Source organism: Rummeliibacillus pycnus (genome assembly GCF_002884495.1).
Lineage (GTDB): Bacteria > Bacillota > Bacilli > Bacillales_A > Planococcaceae > Rummeliibacillus > Rummeliibacillus pycnus.
Map to the genome: position 1 here is coordinate 3,165,727 of NZ_KZ614145.1, position 18,855 is coordinate 3,184,581.

An 18,855-nucleotide genomic window follows, 5' to 3' on the forward strand; every position below is an offset into this window, starting at 1 on the left:
AATGAAAAGAGTTACATTGCAATTATGTACACTCAATAATTCTCTTTTTTGTCATGATATTGTAATCTTCTACTAAGGTATAATAAAGAAAAAGCCTAAAGGAGTATGAATGTGAAGAAACAATGGTTATCCGTATTATTAGCAAGCATATTGTTATTAGCAGCCTGTGGCAACAATACAGATGAGTCATCAAAAGAAAATCATACAAATCAAAAAAAGACCAATACAACAGAAACATCACAAAATCAACATACTTTAGCTAATGGAGATATACAAGAACAAACAACATCACGGGATCAGTTACCTAGTTTTTTAGACGATAAATCAGATGATTTAAAATTGGTTTATCAAGCTGCAGGTAAAGCCACTGATGTGTTGAAATGGATGCCTTGCTATTGTGGATGTGCTGAAAGTGCAGATCATAAAAGTAATTTGAATTGCTTTATTAAAGAAGTAAAAGACAATGGTTCAGTTGTCTGGGATGATCATGGCACACGTTGTATTGTCTGTGTTGAAATTGCCATCAAATCCATCAAACAAGCCCAAGAAGGAGCTTCTTTAAAAGAAATTCGTCAGCAAATTGATGATGATTATAAAGAAGGTTACGCAAAACCTACACCAACACCAATGCCATCATAGTAGTTGTACGGTTTTAGTATTCAGATAGAAGTTAGAAATTTCACTTTTTTACATGGTTTTTACTATGTTTTAAACAGAATACAAGACAATCGAAGGAGAAAACGCTATCATATGAATGAGTGGGAACAAAACTCGTAGCAAAAGAAATGGAGATGAATATCTTGGAATATCGTATTGAACATGATTCCATGGGAGAAGTAAAAGTACCCGCAGAACATAAATGGGGTGCACAAACGGAGCGTAGTAAACAAAACTTTAAAATTGGTGCTGAACATATGCCAATCGACTTTATACATGGCTATGCATTACTTAAAAAATCAGTAGCAAAAGTATGTGTTGAACTTGGCACATTATCTCAAGTAAAAGCAGATGCAATTGCTCATGCAGCTGATGAAATCATGGCTGGTAAATGGGATAGCGAATTCCCTCTAGTTATTTGGCAAACAGGTAGTGGTACTCAAACAAATATGAACGTTAACGAAGTAATCGCTCACCTAGGTAACGAATACCTTGAAGCACAAGGTAGTGAAGAACGCCTACACCCAAATGATGATGTGAATAAATCTCAAAGCTCAAACGACTCGTTCCCAACTGCAATTCATATTGCAACTTCAATTGCAGTAGAAAAGAACTTACTTCCAGCTTTACGTCAAATTAAAGCAACATTAAAAGCAAAATCAGAAGAATTTATGCAACTCATTAAAATTGGTCGTACACATTTACAAGATGCGACTCCACTAACATTAGGCCAAGAAATCAGTGGTTGGTTACACATGATTGAAAAATCAGAAGAAATGATTAAAGAAAGTTCTAAACATATGTTAGAACTTGCAATCGGTGGTACTGCAGTAGGTACTGGTCTAAATACTCCTGATGGCTTCGATGAAAAAGTAGTGGATGTATTATCTAAAGAAACAGGCCTTAAATTTGTTCCATCAACAAACAAATTCCATGCCTTAACTTCTCACGATCAAATGGTAACAGCTCACGGTGCTATGAAAGCCCTAGCTGCAGACTTGATGAAAATTGCCAACGATGTTCGCTGGTTAGCTTCAGGCCCTCGTTCTGGCTTTGGCGAAATCTCAATCCCAGAAAACGAACCAGGTTCATCAATTATGCCAGGTAAAGTAAACCCAACTCAATGTGAAGCTGTCACAATGGTAGCTGTACAAGTTATGGGTAATGATGTTACTCTTGGCTTTGCTGCCTCTCAAGGTAACTTTGAATTGAACGTATTCAAACCAGTAATTCTTTATAACTTCATGCAATCTGTTGAATTACTATCTGACGTAATCCGCAGCTTCGATGAACACTGTTTACAAGGTATTACTGCTAACGAAGATAAACTTGAACACTTCTTAAACAACTCATTAATGTTAGTAACTGCACTTAACCCATATATCGGTTATGAAAATGCAGCTAAAATTGCAAAACATGCACATAAAAATGGTCTAACATTAAAAGAAGCAGCTCTTGAAACAGGTCTTCTAACAGAAGAACAATTCAACGAATGGGTTGTACCAAGTAAAATGATTAAATTCTAAAATCAGTTATTCACATAAAAAAGCCTGGGTACAAAAACACAGGCTTTCAGACTGTAGACAATTTCTCGGGAATTGTCCACAGTCTTTTTATTTTTAAACAGAAATTAGGGCTGTTTTAAAAACTCAAGGAATGTCTCTGTTGTTTTTGAAAGAAATGGCGTATTAAGATGAATGGCATGAAATTCTCGATGATAATTGTAGGTATTCCTTGATACGATTTGCAAGGTATTTAATCGCAATTCGTTTTTAATCGTCCATTCAGATAAAAGGGCAACTCCTAAACCATTTGCGACAGCTTCCTTTATAAGTTGCGTGCTACCGAATTCTAATATACGTTGTGGTTCGATATGATGCTCCTCGATAAAGTGCTCGAATGCTTCGCGGGTACCTGATCCATCTTCTCTAATAATCCATGTCTGCTCGTTTAAGTTATGCACAGTTTGTCCAGACTTTGCAACAATCACCATATGATCTATAGCAATTTTGTGCATAACAAGTCGTTTATTGTGAATAGATCCTTCAATTATCCCCAAGTCTAAAGTTTGGTTAATGATTTTATCAGCAATTTCAGAAGTATTATCAATATAAATACGTGGTATGACTTGTGGATAATCTGTTAAGAATGATGCTAAACGTTTAGGGAGTAGATATTCACCATATGAATAACTTGCCCCAAGTAGTAATTCACCAGCAACATGATTGGTTAGATCGTCCAATGCTCGATTCATTTTTGTGGATAACATGTTTATTTCTTTTCCATAGTAGACAACGATCTCTCCAGCTTTCGTAAGTTGTATCTTTTTTTGTGTCCGATCAAAAAGCTGTACGTTTAATTCTACTTCTAAACTTTTTATATATTGGCTGACAGCAGGTTGTGTCATATACAACTCCTCTGCAGCACGTGAAAAATTCATATGCTTAGCAACTGTTAAGAATATCTGAAGTTTATCAGCCATAGAACCTCCTATAAGTAATTACTTATGGTTTTAATAATAATGATTAATTATCTTTTTCATTAGCTACATTCTATCATGAGTATAGAAGACAAAGTAGGAGATGAAATTATGCAACAATCTGGAGGATTTATTAAAGGAATACTATTTACCGTTGTTGTAGCGATTGTAGCGTTTTTCCTAGGTAAACTTCCATTCTTGAATTATTTGGGGCCATTGGCAATCGCCATAATCATTACAGTTATTATTAGAAATACACGACCTTATCCACAGCAGTGGAAAAGTGGAATCGATTTTTCATCTAAGAAAATTTTACGATTTGCCATAATCTTATATGGAATTCGATTAAACATTGCTGTTGTAGCAAACGAAGGGCTTCCGTTGATTGTTCGATCTGCAGGGGTTATTGTAGGTACAATTTTATTAACAATTTTGGTTGGGAAATTATTAGGCGTAGAAGAAAAACTAATGATGCTCTTGGCTTTTGGCACAGCAATCTGTGGAGCAGCAGCTATTGCTGCAGTTTCGCCAATTGTAAAAGCTAAAGAAGAAGATACAGCTATGTCAGTTGGTATGATTGCTTTAATGGGGACCATTTTCTCATTAATCTATCCAACTGTTGGTCATTTATTGAACTTAACGCCAGCAGCTTATGGCTACTGGTCTGGATTTAGTTTGCATGAAATTGCACATGCTGCATTAGCAGGAGCTGCATTTGGTGATGCTTCACTAACGCCAGCTCTATTGGCAAAACTAAGTCGTGTATTATTATTATTCCCTGTAACATTATTGCTAGTTGGGTTTATGAAGTTTAAAAATGGAGGAAAAGGACAAAAAGCATCTTTTCCATATTTCTTATTAGGATTCTTAATCGTTTCTGCGTTGGGTACGTGGGGGACACAACAAGGGTGGCTTAGTGAAACAATGCAAAATAATATTGCTCAAACAGGTACTTTCTTTTTAGCTGTTGCGATGGCTGCATTAGGAATGTCCGTTGACTTAAAAGAATTAAAAGCAAGAGCTTTGAAACCAGTAATCATGTTAACAATTGTGTCAGTAATCCTAAGTTCACTTGTGTTGACCATTCTTTAATAGATGTCTCCTATATGGCCATTAAGTTCAGTCTGAAAACGATGAATTAATAAACACTGGGGATAAACCTACAAAATAAGTATTAAAAGAAGAGCTAACGAAGATTTTTCGTTAGCTCTTTCCTATGCTGGACTTATTTTTGATCATTACGCTTCTTATAAATAACTGTTAGTACAACTAAAACAAGTAAAATAAGTTGAGCTACCATGGTTTCAACGGTTGGGTAGAATCCAATTGAAGCCACTACAGGTAATCCTTTAAGAATATCGGTAGGTAAAATATCTAAAAGTTGTAATTTGTGAATGCTGACACCAATAATTTTGAATGCAAGCATGTAAATGAATATCGTCGCAACTGCAAAGAAGCGATGTACGGGAATTTTGCCACTAACACGTAATAAGAAGAATGCTACAACAGCTAAAATGACGGTTGCAACACCTATTCCTAGAGTAAAGCTAGTTGTTGACATATTCGGTGCAATTCCCATATAGAAGATTAATGTTTCGGCGCCTTCCCTAAAGACAGAAAGAAAACTGATGAAAGCCATTGCCCACACACTTTGTTTTGACATAGCATGGTTCATTTGTTTTGAAATGTAAGCATTCCATGATTGAATATTAGATTTGCTATGCATCCAAACACCAATACCAATCATCATAGCTGCAGCTATTAAGCCTACATAACCTTCAATCATTTCGCGACTTGTATCAATCGTTCCTGAATTAAAAACAGTTGACATTAAAATCGCTAAGACAGCACTTAATGCAATACCAATGCCTGCTCCGATATAAATCCATTTTTCCATATGACGTTGATCGGATTTTTTTAGGAAAGCAATTAAAGCAATGATAATTAATAATGCTTCTAAGCCTTCACGTAGAAGGATTAATGCTGAATCCCAAAAGCTATAGTTTTGATCGCCTTGGATGAGTTGAATCTGTTGTTTAAATTGATCAAGTTGAGAATTAATATCTTTTGTATCAATTTCATCCTTCGTCAAATCGCTAGCAATTATGGGCATATCACTTTCGATGTTTGTATAAAGACTAGCATTCTTTGTTCGAATATCTCCCTCGACATTTGGCCAGATTGTAATAAATTTTTTGATGGTCGCAGATGCTTTTGAATAATCTTTGGTATTGATTTGAGATTTTGCCTGATCTATCAAGGCAATTAATGTTTGTAAAGAGTAAGTACCTTTTGCAGATGCTGTTACTTTTTTTCCTTCACCGAAATCTGTGATTGCTTTTTTTAAACCATTATATTGATCTTGAATGGCGTTAAAGTTTGGATGCTCATCAGCCAGTGTAATTCGTATGAAAGACATTTGCGTTTCGATTTTACCATATGCAGCGATGTCATACTCACGAACTGGAATCTCTTTCTTTTTCCAGAAAGAATTGAAGGTATTATAAACTGTTGTAAGTTTTTCAGCATTTTCTTCTTTTATAGCGGCCTGTAATTGATTAAGTGCAGGTGTCATAGCTGTTGCAAAAGCTTTTCTTTCGGCTTTTTCATCCACTGGATTTTCGGCTTTTTCAAGAGCTGTTAATGCTTTTGAAAGTGCTGTTAAAGCAGCTAAACGATTTTCCTTTGAAGAAGCATTTTGTGCGTCATCTAATGCTTGAGTTACAGCATTTGCTTCTTTAGAATCTTTGATGTTTGCTTGATTCCAATCTTTTTCAAACGTTTTGATTGCGTCTTTTGCTTTTGCATCGTCACCTTGTTTAGAATTCATAATGGCGTCGCTGATAGAAATATACAGATGACTGTAGGATGCCGCAGCAGCAACTGGATGAATTGTTGTTAGTGTAACAAGGAGAAGGATTATTGCAAATTGACTACAACGTATTAAATAATGCTTCACCTATATAACTCCCTTTTTTAATGCCAGGGAAGCAAGCGAAGACGCCGCTGCCTCGATGGGTAATATATTCATTTAATTTATCCAAACGACCAAGGTGGTTTTGGATTTTAATAAATTGTTCAGGATTTTTTTGGAATGATATGAACACTAATCCAGCATCGTATGCACCAGTTGCGTCTACAATACCTGAAGAATAAGAGTAAGAACGGCGCATGATTCTTGCTTTTGCCTTTTTGGCAAGAAATACATGTGAGGTTTCAGGAACTATATAGTTACCATTCTCATCTTTACGTTCAATGTCCATCGCATCAAATTCTTTTTTCTTACCAAGTGGAGCGCCACTATCACGATGGCGACCAAATGTATTTTCTTGTTCTTTTAATGCTGTACGATCCCATGTTTCTAAATGTAATTGAATGCGACGGACAACTAAATAAGTACCACCTGTCATCCATGGTTTAGAATCACCGGATTGTACCCAAACAACCTTATTCATATCGCTTTCACTGGAGGAATTGGGATTTTCAGTACCATCCTTAAATGCAAATAAGTTACGAGGTGTTTGCTTTTTGCCGTTTTCAATAGGGAAAGAATTAAAACCGGCTTGTGACCATTTCAAAGAAACTTTCCCTGATGCAGCACGAATTAAATTACGTACAGCATGAAATGCAACTTGAGGATCGTCAGCGCAAGCTTGAATGCAAATGTCGCCTCCCGTATAAGCCTCTTCTAGCTGGTCTTTTGGAAAATGTGGAAGGTCTTTTAGTTCTGCTGGTTTAAGAGATGAAAGGCCAAGCTCCTTTATCTCAAATAAAGAAGGGCCAACACCAAATGTAATGGATAAGTTTCGTGCATCTAATCCTTTTGCTTCACCGGTATCTTTTGGTGGGAGGATTCCATTTTTATATTCAACACCAATTGTTTCGCCATTCATCATACGAACAGCAAGAGGTGTCCACATTTTGAACAGCTCTTGCAATTCTGCTTTTGACTTAACCAAAACATTTAAAGAAGCGAAATAGATATTCGTTTGAACAGCAGTGGCAATTCCTGATTGATGTTTACCATAAAAGTTTACTTTATTGGTTGCGCTATGATCATCATCTAAGAAAACATCTTTACCAAATGCTTTTAAAATGCCACCCATGCCGGATGCACCAATTGCAATTCCAGCAGCTCCAGCACCTGTCATTTTTAACATTTGTCTACGTGTGAATTTTTTATCAAGTAGTTTTTCATCATTATTTGTTTCAGTCATTGTTTAATCACTCCATAATAATTCCCATTTGGCTTAATGGTTCACCTAAGTGGTTAACAGCTTCAGCTAAAGCCTTTGTATCTTCTTTCGTTAGTTTTGTATATAAAACATAGCCACCGTCTTTTGTTTCATATTTTGCTAACAAGTCATTTACTGCTTTGAACTTTTCAGTTAAATCATTTGCTAATTTTGGATCTTTATTTTTAATTTGAGGTTCTAAAGTAGTGAAGATTTTTTCGGCACCTTCCACATTCGCTTTAAAGTCATAAAGGTCAGTGTGAGAGAAAATTTCTTCTTCCCCTGTAATTTTAGAAGTAGATACTTCGTTTAATAAGTCAACAGCACCAGTCATCATAAGGTCGGGCGTTACCTCAACAGTCTCCACCCGTGCACGTAATTCTTTTGCGTCAGCAAGAAGTTTGTCTGCTACTTTCTCATAACCTTTTGTTGTGTTTTCTTTCCATAGACCGTATTCAATTTTGTGGTAACCAGTCCAATCTTCTTCCCCTTGTCCTTCTGCTTTTAAATCTGCAAGACGAGCATCAATACGAGGGTCAAGGTCGCCAAATCTTTCTGCGATTGGTTCAGAACGTTCATAGTACATACGAGCGGTTGGATAGATTTCTTTTGCTTTTGCAACATCGCCAGATTTTACAGCTTTCACGAATTTTTCAGTTTCAATTGTGAATTTGTCTAATTGTTCAAGAGCAAAATCTTTATATGCATTCACTTCTTTTTGTAAAACAGCAGATGATTTGGCACCTGTAGTATCTTCTGTTTTTGTTTTGGAGGCATCCTTCTTAGCAGTGTCTGAACTATTACAGCCAGTCAGAACAACGCTCCCTGCTAATAAAATGGCCGCTAAAGATTTAACTTTCATTCTGATCCTTCTTTCTATTAAATTATTTCTCGGTTCGGTTTCATTAATAATAATGATAATCATTATCAATGATAAAATCAATAGAATTGTTGAAAGAAGTTAAAAGAGTGGATTGATGCAAGAACCTATAAAACGAAATTTGAGATATTAAAATTCGGACTTTTTATCATATTTTCATATATATGAGGGGAAGAAAACAATATGTCACAAGTCTAAAAAGTGTAATTAGTTAGATCAGGCTTGTTTCAACGAATGTTACTAAATTATTTGGATAGATTTTGTTGCAATCAATTGCAGTAAAACTTTTTGTCTATGTATAATCGTCTTTTATATGTATACAGGAAAATTCCCAAAAGGAGCTCTAGGAATGAAAAAAAGAAAAGCGCAGCTACATTATGATGATGATTTATTATCATTTATTCGAGCAAATAAAAAACAACTATATTGGCTAGCGTATAGTTATGTGAAAAATGAACAAGATGCGTTAGATATTATTCAAGAAAGTATTCAAAAGTCTATGCGATATTATGATCAACTAATGGAGAAGGAAAAGTTAAAAAGTTGGTTTTATAAAATAGTCGTCAATACATCGCTTGATTTCTTAAAGAAAAATCGTAATTTGCCAACTGAAGATGATACCTTACTATTTTTGACACCATCACAAGAAGATCATTATGAAAATATTGACCTTCAACAAGCTTTATCGACATTACCGACAAAATATCGTGAAGTTGTCATATTACGTTTCTTTGAAGATATGAAAATAGAAGAAGTAAGCTATGTTCTCAATGAAAACACAAACACCATTAAAACTAGATTGTACAAAGCATTGAAACTTTTGCGAATTGAACTTCAAGAGGAAGAAGGCGAGTAATACCATGGATAAAAAACTAAAGGAATTAAAAAATCAATATGAAAGTATCCCTATTCCAGACAATTTGGATGAAGTGGTTGAAACAGCTATTAAAAATGGAAGAAAGAAAAAAACCGTACCAAGATGGCTAGTTAGTACCGTAGCAACAGTGGCAATTTTCACTGTTGGAGTAAACATTAGTCCAGCAATGGCTAAAACATTAGATGATATACCGGTCATTAATAAAGTAGCAAAAATTCTTACTTTCCGTGAATATAAAGTAAAAGAAAAAACGTATGATGCGGATATTAAAGTACCGCATATTAAGGGTTTAAATGATAATAAGTTAGAATCTAAGCTAAACGAAAAATATATTGAAGATGGGAAAAAGCTTTATAGTGATTTTAAAGACACCGTTGCAGATTTAAAGAAAAATGGTGGGGGACATTATGGTGTAGCTAGCGGTTACTCTGTAATGCTAAATGATGATCAGCTCGTATCAATCGGTAGATATGTTGTAAACACTGCAGCTTCTTCTTCTACAACGATGAAATACGATACCATTGATAAAGAAAATAAAGTCGTTCTAAGTCTGCCAATGCTATTTAAAGACGATTCCTACATCCATACCATTTCTAACTATATCGTAGAACAGATGAAGAAAGAAATGAAAGAATCTAAGATGGAAAAGATGTATTGGATAAAGGGTGCAGGAGTACCTGATGAGGATTTAGTTGATAATTTCAAAGAAATCAAAGCAAATCAAAATTTCTATATTAATAAACACCATCAGTTGGTTATTGCTTTTGATAAATACGAAGTAGCACCAGGATATATGGGGTTAGTTGAGTTTAAGATTCCGACCAAACTGATTCAAAAAGACTTAGTAAGTAATCAGTATATTAAATAGTAATTGATAAACCAACCTATGTGTAGAAATGAATCATCATAAAAAACATGGAGCTGTTCAGAAAGTTATTTCATAACCCTTTAACATTAGAGAAAATTGTACCTTTGTCTGGTTCTAATCCGTTGATTTCCGTTCTGGGCCTCAACTTCAAGCCAATTCCACAGGAGTCATCAACCGAAACGTAGATCAACTTTTATAAAATTCCAAAGAAAAATTGCTCTTCTTCACAAAAATGAGGAAGAGCAATTTTTTACGAATCAAACAACTAGATCTTTTATAAAATTATACTTATCAGACAGCGCCGTGTTTTTGTTAGAGGTTAATTTTAATCTAGATACTCTTTTAATTCATTTTCCAAAAATGGTTTCGCTGACAAAAATTCAGTAAATGCATTATAACGTGCTTTTTGAACAATAGTTGGCTTTTTACCAGTATAGTAAGCACGAATTAAGATATTCTTAGGTGTGTGCTCCATATCGATAAATTCTAGAAGTTGTGCATCATAGCCTACAAGATTCAAAATTTCAGCACGAATTGAATCTGTTGCAAGCGCAGCAAAACGTTCTTTAATAATACCGTGTTGTAACATAATATCGAGTGGCGTTGATTGCAGTTGACGATTTAGTTCATGTTGACAGCAAGGGACACTTAAAATGACACGAGCCCCCCATTTTACAGCACGAGCTAAAGCCATATCCGTTGCAACATCACAAGCATGAAGCGTTACGACCATATCAACAGAAGTCTCATTATTATAATTATTAATATCTCCAACTAAAAATTCAAGTTGACCGTACTGCAGGTCTTTTGCAATTTTTGAACATTCCTCAATAACTTCTTTTTTCAAATCAAGACCTGTCACACGAATATCTAATCCTTGTTCAACTTTTAAGTAATGATAGAGAGCAAATGTTAAATATGATTTTCCAGAGCCAAAATCTAAAATACGTATTGTACGATTCTTTGGTAAGTAGTCAAGTGAATCGTGGATAAATTCGATAAAGCGGTTAATCTGCTTAAATTTATCATATTTCTGCTTTTTCACTTTGCCTTCGGGAGATTGAACACCCAGGCGAATTAAGAATGGATACGGTTGTTCAGGATCCAGTAAATAATTTTTCTTACGGTTATGTGCTAAATTCACTGTTTTCTTTTCCGTTTTTTCAGCTTTCCATAGTACTTTATTTTTCTTAGAAAGTTGAACGTGAACTTTTTCAGAGATAAATTCTCCTTGGAATTGGCGAAATTGCTCAAATAAATTATTTAAATGATTTCCTATCAAAGATAGGGGGATATTTTCATGTTTTAAAACACGTTCAAATTGATATTCTAATTGAACATGGTAGCTTCCTTTTAGTTTAATTGGTTTCAGCTTAACACGTTTTAAATCACTAGATTTTGTACGTGGTTGGCTGATAGTAGCTGATATAAGTTCTTCTTTCAATAAGTATTCCAGCAATAGTTGTTTCATTTCACTAAAATCCATTATCTGTCGCCTTCTTTATCATTTAATCATTGGCATAAGTGTATCATAATTTTGGATTTTCTAAACTGAGAAGGAAGATTTGCTACTTTTTATCGATATACGAAAGTGTTTTACCAGTCCAACCTGCAATGACAGTTAGTATTGGAGAGAGCAGGCAGAATAGTGCGAAAGGGAAGTACTCCCAAGTAGAAACAGATAACACCTTTGTGATGAATATCCCGCATACACTCCATGGGACAAGTGGGTTTACAACTGTTCCTGCATCTTCTGCAACTCGTGCTAAGTTTTTGTTTTTTAAACCTAGTTTTTGAAATTGTGATTGGAATGCTTGTCCGGTTAATAAGATAGAAAGGTATTGTTCTCCGATTAGTGTATTCACACCAATTGCGGTTAATGCTGCACCTGTAATAACAGAACCGACACTTTTGAATAGTTTCTCAACACGTAATAGTAGTGTTTGGATGATCCCTAAAGTAAACAAAAGGCCGCCCATACTTAGAGCTAAAATAACAAGTCCTACTGTAAACATCATGCTATTAATGCCCCCGCGTGTTAAAAGGGAATCGATCGCTTTGTTACCGGTTTGAGATGTAAATCCATTAAATAGAATGTTCAACACTTCACCAAATCCATAGTGATGGTGGAAATAAGAAACCAATATAGCAACAACTGTACTTGCAGCTAATGTTAAAATTGCAGGTGCTTTTTTCAATGCCATTATAATAAGTACTACAAGAGGAAGTAATGTGTACCAATGAATCATACCAGTTGACATTAAACCATCTTGGAAAGTTTTGATTTTATGTGTATTTTGTAATACTTTGGTTGGTGACAAAATAGCGTATACAATTAATGAAAGAATAAGTGCAGGAATGGTTGTCCAACACATATTCTTAATATGTTCAAATAAATCAACGCCCATTATAGTAGACGACAGATTACAGGTATCCGATAAAGGAGACATTTTATCTCCAAAGAATGCTCCTGATACAATTGCCCCAGCAGTAATAGCAAGTGAGATATCCATCGCACTAGCCATACCGATAAAAGCAACACCTACAGTTGCTGTTGTCGTAAGGGAGCTACCAATCGCAATACCGACTATACAAGTAACGATAAAAACAACTGCATAGAAGAAATGTGGAGTAATCGATTCAAACCCTAAATAAATAAGTGTAGGAATTGTGCCGCTCATAATCCAACTACTGATTAACGTACCAATAAAGAAGAAAATGAAAATTGCGCCAAGTCCTGCTGACGCACCTTCTACTAATCCATTTTCCAAATCTTTATAAGATACCTTTTTATATAGACCATATCCCATCAGTATAAGAATAGCTATTAAGATAGGCATATGTGGAACAGAATTAAAGCCAGCAATACAAAATGTCATAGTAGCAATAATTAAAATGATTAAGATGAGTGCTTCAAAAAAGGAAGGTGTCATCTTGGCTTGAATATGAAACATGATATTTCCTCCTCCAATATTAAACGTAAAAAAACCTTCAATCCCATCAAAAGGGACGAAGGATCACTCCGCGGTACCACCCTAATTGTCAAAATTACTTTGACCACTTCATAAGGTTCAAGTTTTACTAATGGTGTAATTCAATGTTGTAATAACCTAGACTTTCAGCAACCGTCTAGTCTCTATTTGCTGTTACTTATAACACTACAGTTGGTCCATCACTTGATATATACTTTTTCGCTTCAACGCGTTGAAGCTATAAAGTATTTTAACATGTTTTAATATCTAGTCAATACATTTGACGTAATTAATATATTTTAAATAGAAAATTTATATAAAAAAATAGATGTTAGGTAGCATATGCATATAAATTTGGATTTTTACTGTGCACATGACTATTAATTTTAAAATACAAGGAGCTGCCCAAAATTACCTTTGGACAACTCCTTGTATTTTGCAGGTAGCTATTTTTGAATAGGATGAGTTTCTTTATAATACTTCATTAGAATATTTTCAACATTTTCAAGATGCGAAAACATAGCTTGTTTTGCCTTTTCTTCATCTTGTTCTACAATTGCATCGTAAATCTGTGTATGTTCTTTGAATAAGTTTTCACGGGTGGTTTGCTTAGAATATAACCAAATTCTCCTAGTTTCTTTCATGGTTTCGAACATCAAACCAGATACTTGATCTAAGAAAATTGAAAGAATAGGGTTATGAGATGCTGTAGAAATTGCAGTATGGAACTCAAAGTCTACTTTTTCCCCTAGCTCTCCATCATCTTGTAATTGGCTCATTTCATTTAAAATGTTTTGTAATGTTGCTAAATCCTCGTCTGTTCTATTACGAGCAGCAGAACTAACTGTACCTACCTCGATAATTTTTCGTACTTCTAAAAGATTGGATATATCATCTTTATTCATCAGAATCGCAGTAGATAGTGGAAAAACCATATGATTTGCATCAAATGATTTAACAAAAGTTCCTTCCCCTTGTTTTATATCAACCAATCCCATTGCTTTCAGGGCGGATAATGCTTCTCTTATTGCAGAACGGCTAACTTGGAAATTTTCTGCAAGTTGTTGAACAGAGTCGAGGCGATCCCCTGGCTTTAGTGAGCCAGTTCGAATCATTTCATGTAAAGCTTCTGCCACTTCTTCGTATAATTTTTTTGCTTTTATCTGCTTGTATTTCAAAATAGCTTCACCTCATGAACACTTAAATTCACCGTTGTAGCTCCATTATACACAATATTTCTCTTAATCGTGTTTCTTTTCTTAAATAAAAAGTTGTCTTTCTGTCAAAAAATATTGAATTTAATAAATTTTGAAAATATAATCATAAACATAGAGTCATCAGATGACCTAATATCCGCATTTTTTTAGAATATAGGGAGATATGCAAAATGTTTAGGGGTATGTAAAGAAATTACAAATAATCGAGGGGGATAAAAAATGACATTTACACAAGATTTTAAAGCGGTTGGAGGAAGTTTAGGATGGTCAGCTGTTGTAGCGGTACTGCCAATTCTCTACTTTTTTTGGGCTTTAGTTTTTAAGAAAATGAAAGGCTATATAGCCGGATTAACGACACTTCTTGTTTCTTTAGTTTTAGCTGTAATCGCTTTCAAAGTGCCGGTTGGAATTTCAATTATGTCTGCTTCACAGGGTGCTGTTTATGGACTACTTCCAATAGGCTGGATTATTATCACATCGGTATTTCTTTATAATTTAACCGTGAAAACAGGAAATTTTAATATTATCCGTCACTCTGTCCTCTCTATTACTGAGGATCGACGAATTCAAGCATTATTGGTTGCTTTTTCATTTGGAGCTTTTCTTGAAGGAGCTGCTGGATTTGGTGCACCAGTTGCTATCTCTGCAGCACTATTAGTTGGCCTTGGATTTAATCCGTTATATGCAGCAGGACTTTGCTTAATTGCCAATACTGCACCAGTTGCTTTTGGTGCAATTGGTGTTCCAATTACTGCAATGGAGGGACCAACAGGAATTGCTGCAACTGAAATCTCCAAAGTTGTAGGACGCCAGTTACCGTTACTATCTGTATTTCTTCCGTTTTTCTTGATTGTTATTATGGCTGGACTAAAGAAAGCTGTGGAAGTTTTACCAGCTGTGTTGGTTTCAGGTATCTCATTTGCACTAACACAATTTTTAACTTCAAATTATTTAGGACCTGAATTACCAGATGTTCTATCAGCATTGGTATCCTTAGTCGCTTTAGCAGTTTTTATGAAATTTTGGCAACCCAAAACAATTTATCGCTTTAAATCAGAACAGGAAACGGCAGCAACAGTCGATACAATTCATACTGAGAGTAAATCACAAGGAGACTCATATAATAGTGGTCAAATCTTAAAAGCATGGTCTCCGTTTATTATTTTGACTGGGTTTATATCTATTTGGGGGATTCCAACGATAAAATTAGCATTAACCGGTCACTATGAAGGAACGAACTTTCTTTTAAAAGGTGTAAATGTACTTGGACATGCACTTACATTTATGCCGGAAGTTCCTTTACTGAATAATAAAGTGATCAGTGGTACTTCACATGAACCAATTGCAGCTGTGTATAAGTTAGAATTATTAGGAGCAGCAGGAACAGCTATTCTTTTGGCTGCCATTGTAACGAAATTTGTCTTCAAAATTTCATGGAACAAATGGATTGTAACATTTGTTGAAACAATCAATGAAATCAAATATCCAATCATCACAATTTGCGCTGTTGTTGCTTATGCATATGTTACAAATACTGCTGGAATGACTACTACACTAGGATTGGTGTTAGCTAAAACAGGTGAGCTTTTCCCATTCTTTTCACCAGTTCTAGGGTGGCTAGGGGTATTCATCACAGGTTCAGATACTTCTTCAAACGTGTTATTTGCAAAACTTCAACAAGTTACCGCAGGGTCTGTTGGAATGGATCCATTACTATCGTTAGCCGCAAATTCATCCGGTGGTGTTACAGGGAAAATGATTTCTCCACAATCAATCGCTGTTGCTACAGCAGCTGTAGGTCTTGCCGGCAAAGAATCTGAATTACTGAGGTTTACATTAAAATATAGTGTAATCTTATTAGTTGTTATTTGTATCATTACATTTCTACAAAGTAACGTCTTATCATGGATGCTGCCTTAAAAATATTATGTATAAGACTAGTTTATATTTTTTGATTAGGAAACAGTAATATTATCGATGTTTTAATTGACCGATGCCGAGCCCCGGTAACGTTTTTATGGGTTCTCGGCTGCGGTTTTTCGTTATTATTTGACCAAAAAACAATAGCCATTTCAAGTTACATAATAAGTTAGTTCTTTACATAAGAAGTAATGCTTCACTTAATTAGAATATTGTTTGCAATATACATCCGTATACAATTTAAATGTATAAAGTTTTCTTAAATTAATAGTAAAAATGAATAAATAATCATCTATTTTTAAGGTTATTAATAACTGAATAATATGATAGTATAGAATATACAGAACTCTATTAAATAATTAGAGTGGTGTGAAATTTAAAAAGTATTCATCTTTAATTTCTGTAGAGTGCCTCTTATATTGCAATTATAGGAAGTTAAGCTGGATATAAAATAGAATAATGCAAAGGGGGAGTCTATATGTCCGACAATATGTTTCAATTAGTAGCAATTCTTATTTATATGATTGCGATGTTGGTCATTGGTTGGTATGCCTTTCGGAAGACGTCCAATTTAACGGATTACATGTTAGGAGGACGATCGTTAGGGCCGGCTGTTACTGCTTTAAGTGCTGGAGCAGCAGATATGTCAGGTTGGCTATTAATGGGTTTACCAGGGGCTATTTATGCAAGCGGTTTAATTGAAGCTTGGATTGCCATCGGATTAACTGTTGGAGCCTATTTAAACTGGCTGTTTGTAGCACCACGATTACGTATGTATACACAAGTTTCTAATGATTCGATTACCATTCCGAGTTATTTAGATAATCGATTAAAAGATAAAACAAAATTACTAAGAATTGCATCTGGTCTCATCATTTTAGTATTCTTCACTTTCTACGTATCTTCGGGAATGGTAGCTGGTGGAGTATTCTTTGAAAGTTCATTTGGTTATAACTACCATACAGGTTTATTGCTTACTTCAGGTGTTGTAATTGCATATACGCTATTTGGCGGCTTCTTAGCAGTAAGCTATACAGACTTTATACAAGGTCTTGTTATGTTTTTAGCATTGATTATTGTTCCGATTTTTGGATTATTCTTGACTGGGGGTTTTTCAGAAACGGCAACTTCGATCCACGAAGTCAATCCTAAATTGTTAAGCTTATTTTCAGGAGCTACGCTAACAGGTGTTATTTCAACGGTAGCTTGGGGGCTAGGTTATTTTGGACAGCCGCATATTATTGTTCGATTTATGGCGATAAAAAGTGTAAAAGAAACAAAACAAGCACGTCGTATAGGAATCGGATGGATGTTCTTGAGTTTGTTCGGTGCGATTGCTACTGCATTAGTAGGGATTGCGTATTATCACCAAAATGGCCTAACATTGAAAAACCCTGAGACTGTATTTATAGCACTGGGTCAAATCCTATTCCATCCGTTTATAGCAGGAATTATGTTAGCTGCTATTTTAGCTGCAATCATGAGCACGATTTCTTCACAATTAATCGTTACATCTTCTGCTTTAGTAGAAGATATCTATAAAGCAGTATTTAAAACAAACGCTTCAGATAAACAATATGTATTTTTGGGACGAATGGCAGTCTTACTTGTTTCTGTTTTAGCAATGTATTTGGCTTGGGAACAAGACAATAAAATTCTAGATCTTGTATCATTTGCTTGGGCAGGATTTGGTGCAGCGTTTGGGCCAATCATCTTGTTAACACTTTACTGGAAAAAAATCACGAACTGGGGTGCTCTTGCAGGAATGATAACTGGTGCAGCAACTGCTTATATATGGGGATCTAATGAGCATTTGCATGCAGCCTTGTATGAGATTGTGCCAGGTTTTATCATTTGTTTAGTTGTCGCAGTAATTGTTAGCCTAATTACGTATAAACCAAATCCAGAAATAGAAGATGAATTTGATAGAACGATAGAATTATTAGAACAAGAAAAAAGAGGGTAAAGGGGGCCCGCCTGTAGTTTGCAACAAAATGCGGCTACAGGCTAATTTTTTCTAAGGGGTGGTAATAAATGTTCGAGTTAGATCATGTCGTATATTTTACAACAAAAAGTCCAGCTCAGATTGCTCAAGAAGTTGCAATAGAAGGAATTCATCCAGTTATAGGTGGGCAACATTTACAATGGGGAACGTATAATGCGTTGTTATATACTAGAAATAGTTATATTGAATGGTTGGCAGTAGAAAATGCTGATATTGCAAAGATTGCGAACCAACCACTTGTAAAACAGTTACTTTATGATATTAATGATGGTGAAGGTTTTTATTCATTATGCTTAAGGACCGATGATTTAAAAAGAAAAAACCTCTATTTTAGAAAACTGGGCTATCGGACAAGTGGAGTTATTCCAGCAGAGAGAAAAACAGCAGACGGTAAGATGATTCGATGGAATATGTTATTTATTGAACAAAAAATAGACGATTCGCTGCCATATCCATTTTTTATAGAATGGGAGCAACCTTTGCATGAAAGGTATGATGTATTAAAAGCAGATGGTACAATTCAAAAAGCAAATGTAGACCTGCAAATAGAGCGTTGTATTTTTAATGTGAAAGATGTCCAAAGAAAATTGACGCAGTGGTCACGATTATTATCGCTACCTGCCAAAGAAAATACATTAAAATTAGCTAATACAACTTTTGTATTTCAACAATCGCTAGAAGGAAAAGAACGCCTTCAAACAATCGATATTGTGAAAGTTTGAGTTGTGTACATTTTTTATGATAC

15 protein-coding genes are annotated in these 18,855 nt (G+C 35.0%); 8 read left to right on the forward strand and 7 right to left on the reverse strand.

Translation table 11 applies throughout. From position 1 onward, the window contains the following. Positions 1–111 precede the first annotated feature (111 nt). Complete coding sequence (locus CEF14_RS15540; RefSeq protein ID WP_407690458.1) at positions 112–639, forward strand: PCYCGC motif-containing (lipo)protein; 528 nt, start codon at positions 112–114, stop codon at positions 637–639. 161 nt (positions 640–800) lie between these two features. Continuing rightward, on the forward strand, positions 801–2,183 hold the full coding sequence (gene fumC, locus CEF14_RS15545; RefSeq protein ID WP_102694438.1) for a class II fumarate hydratase: 1,383 nt from the start codon (positions 801–803) through the stop codon (positions 2,181–2,183). Positions 2,184–2,287: 104 nt separating this feature from the next. Here fumC and CEF14_RS15550 read toward each other — a convergent pair whose 3' ends face one another. Next, complete coding sequence (locus tag CEF14_RS15550; protein WP_102693663.1) at positions 2,288–3,139, reverse strand: LysR family transcriptional regulator; 852 nt, start codon at positions 3,137–3,139, stop codon at positions 2,288–2,290. Between the two features lie 75 nt (positions 3,140–3,214). On the opposite strand from CEF14_RS15550, the gene CEF14_RS15555 reads away from it, so the two are divergent. Next, on the forward strand, positions 3,215–4,228 hold the full coding sequence (locus CEF14_RS15555; protein WP_245890189.1) for a YeiH family protein: 1,014 nt from the start codon (positions 3,215–3,217) through the stop codon (positions 4,226–4,228). Between the two features lie 133 nt (positions 4,229–4,361). Here CEF14_RS15555 and CEF14_RS15560 read toward each other — a convergent pair whose 3' ends face one another. From CEF14_RS15560 to efeO, 3 genes are read right to left on the reverse strand one after another with little or no spacing between them, the layout of a single operon-like run. Next, entirely contained in the window at positions 4,362–6,095 is a 1,734-nt protein-coding gene (locus CEF14_RS15560; RefSeq protein WP_102693665.1) for an FTR1 family iron permease, read from the reverse strand. Beyond that, entirely contained in the window at positions 6,070–7,353 is a 1,284-nt protein-coding gene (efeB, locus tag CEF14_RS15565) for an iron uptake transporter deferrochelatase/peroxidase subunit (protein ID WP_102693666.1), read from the reverse strand. The genes CEF14_RS15560 and efeB overlap by 26 nt, the downstream gene beginning before the upstream one ends. 7 nt (positions 7,354–7,360) lie before the next feature. Continuing rightward, positions 7,361–8,233: an iron uptake system protein EfeO gene (gene efeO / locus CEF14_RS15570; RefSeq protein ID WP_102693667.1), complete on the reverse strand. Its 873-nt coding sequence runs from the start codon at positions 8,231–8,233 to the stop codon at positions 7,361–7,363. A gap of 367 nt (positions 8,234–8,600) precedes the next feature. On the opposite strand from efeO, the gene CEF14_RS15575 reads away from it, so the two are divergent. Continuing rightward, a complete protein-coding gene (locus CEF14_RS15575) occupies positions 8,601–9,107 on the forward strand; it encodes an RNA polymerase sigma factor (RefSeq protein ID WP_102693668.1) in 507 nt (168 codons plus the stop codon). Between the two features lie 4 nt (positions 9,108–9,111). Further along, on the forward strand, positions 9,112–9,996 hold the full coding sequence (locus CEF14_RS15580) for an anti-sigma-V factor RsiV (protein ID WP_102693669.1): 885 nt from the start codon (positions 9,112–9,114) through the stop codon (positions 9,994–9,996). A 325-nt stretch (positions 9,997–10,321) separates the two neighbouring features. Here CEF14_RS15580 and CEF14_RS15585 read toward each other — a convergent pair whose 3' ends face one another. The 3 genes from CEF14_RS15585 to CEF14_RS15595 form a co-directional block, all read right to left on the reverse strand. Next, entirely contained in the window at positions 10,322–11,482 is a 1,161-nt protein-coding gene (locus CEF14_RS15585) for a class I SAM-dependent methyltransferase (protein ID WP_102693670.1), read from the reverse strand. Positions 11,483–11,564: 82 nt separating this feature from the next. Next, entirely contained in the window at positions 11,565–12,950 is a 1,386-nt protein-coding gene (nhaC, locus tag CEF14_RS15590; RefSeq protein WP_102693671.1) for a Na+/H+ antiporter NhaC, read from the reverse strand. A gap of 464 nt (positions 12,951–13,414) precedes the next feature. After that, entirely contained in the window at positions 13,415–14,146 is a 732-nt protein-coding gene (locus CEF14_RS15595; protein WP_102693672.1) for a FadR/GntR family transcriptional regulator, read from the reverse strand. A 258-nt stretch (positions 14,147–14,404) separates the two neighbouring features. On the opposite strand from CEF14_RS15595, the gene CEF14_RS15600 reads away from it, so the two are divergent. The 3 genes from CEF14_RS15600 to CEF14_RS15610 all read left to right on the forward strand — a co-directional run bounded on the left by CEF14_RS15600 (position 14,405) and on the right by CEF14_RS15610 (position 18,832). Further along, positions 14,405–16,105, forward strand: a complete 1,701-nt coding sequence (locus tag CEF14_RS15600; RefSeq protein ID WP_102693673.1) for an L-lactate permease — start codon at positions 14,405–14,407, stop codon at positions 16,103–16,105. Between the two features lie 478 nt (positions 16,106–16,583). After that, on the forward strand, positions 16,584–18,071 hold the full coding sequence (gene putP / locus CEF14_RS15605; RefSeq protein ID WP_102693674.1) for a sodium/proline symporter PutP: 1,488 nt from the start codon (positions 16,584–16,586) through the stop codon (positions 18,069–18,071). 68 nt (positions 18,072–18,139) lie between these two features. Beyond that, positions 18,140–18,832 carry a VOC family protein gene (locus tag CEF14_RS15610; protein ID WP_102693675.1) on the forward strand — a complete coding sequence of 231 codons (693 nt, stop codon included), beginning with the start codon at positions 18,140–18,142 and terminating at the stop codon, positions 18,830–18,832. The last annotated feature ends 23 nt before the right edge of the window (positions 18,833–18,855 follow it).